Origin of the sequence: uncultured Campylobacter sp., from assembly GCF_937890585.1 — a bacterium.
Lineage (GTDB): Bacteria > Campylobacterota > Campylobacteria > Campylobacterales > Campylobacteraceae > Campylobacter_A.
Genome location: NZ_CALACG010000310.1, coordinates 1 through 1,105, shown reverse-complemented (window position 1 = coordinate 1,105; position 1,105 = coordinate 1). Strand labels below are relative to the sequence as shown.

Below are 1,105 nucleotides of genomic sequence, written 5' to 3'. Positions count from 1 at the left end.
GGATTAGAGAGGATTAAATTTCGTCCGCGATCTCTTTTAACGCCCTAAAAGAGTCAAGCTGCGCCCTTTCATCAAAAATAAAGCTTTGAGCCATAATCTCATCGACTTCAAGTCTATTTTGAAACTCTAAAATTTGCTCTTTAACGCTTTGCTTTGAGCCTATAAAAGAGCACGCCATCATCTCTTCAGTGACGCTTCTTTCTCTATTTTTTAGCTCTATTTGCCTAAAGTCGATCGGTCCAAAATGCGGAGCCTGTGCGCCTGCCTTGCCACTTATGGCAAAGACTTCGTCGTTATCTTTTTTTGGCGGCTGCAAATACTCTTTTTCGCCAGTTACTACGTTTAAGAAAAATTGCGTTTGCGTGGTTGCCAAACTCTTTGCTAGCTCGTCACTTTGGGCTATTATCACATTTGCTCCTGCGATGACATAGGGCGCTTTTAAAAAGGGCGATGGTTTGAAATTTTGACGATAAATTTCTACTGCTTTTTCTAGCGCACGTGGTGCAAAGTGCGACGCAAAGGCGTAAGGCAGACCAAACTCAGCCGCCACGTATGCGCTATATATGCTTGATCCAAGTATGTAAATAGGTGGAAAATTTTGAACTTTTGGATAGGCTTTTACGGCTCTTTTGGCGTTAAAATAGTCCATTAATTCGTTTATTTGCATATCAAATTCTATCTCTCTGGCACCGCGTCTAAGCACTGCAGCCGTCTCTTGGTCAGTCCCTGGAGCTCTGCCTAGCCCAAGATCGACGCGGTTTGGAAATAGCGTCTCAAGAGTGGCGTACTGCTCGGCGATGGAGTAGGGGCTGTGGTTTGGTAGCATCACGCCGCCAGAGCCCACACGCAAGCTTTTTGTGTGCTCTAAGATGTGTGCGATGATGAGCTGCGTGGCTGAGCTAGCTAAATTTTGCATATTGTGATGCTCTGCGACCCAGTAGCGATTTATGCCGATATCCTCGGCAAATTTAGCCAGTCTAATGGCCGCATTTATCGCATCTTTTGCATCACCGCCTTGTTTTATCGGTAGTAAATTTAAGATTGAGACATTCATTTTTATCCTTTTTTTGTAGATGAGGGATTATAAAGATTAAATTTAAAATAG

1 protein-coding gene is annotated in these 1,105 nt (G+C 43.4%); it reads right to left on the bottom strand.

Annotated elements, in window-relative coordinates; translation table 11 throughout:
• Positions 1–13: 13 nt before the first annotated feature.
• Entirely contained in the window at positions 14–1,054 is a 1,041-nt protein-coding gene (locus Q0296_RS09320) for an LLM class flavin-dependent oxidoreductase (RefSeq protein ID WP_298039770.1), read from the bottom strand.
• Positions 1,055–1,105: the final 51 nt, after the last annotated feature.

Excerpts from the sequence above, each read along its gene's own strand:
- Q0296_RS09320 (WP_298039770.1), bottom strand. The coding sequence starts at position 1,054 with ATGAATGTCTCAATCTTAAATTTACTACCGATAAAACAAGGCGGTGAT.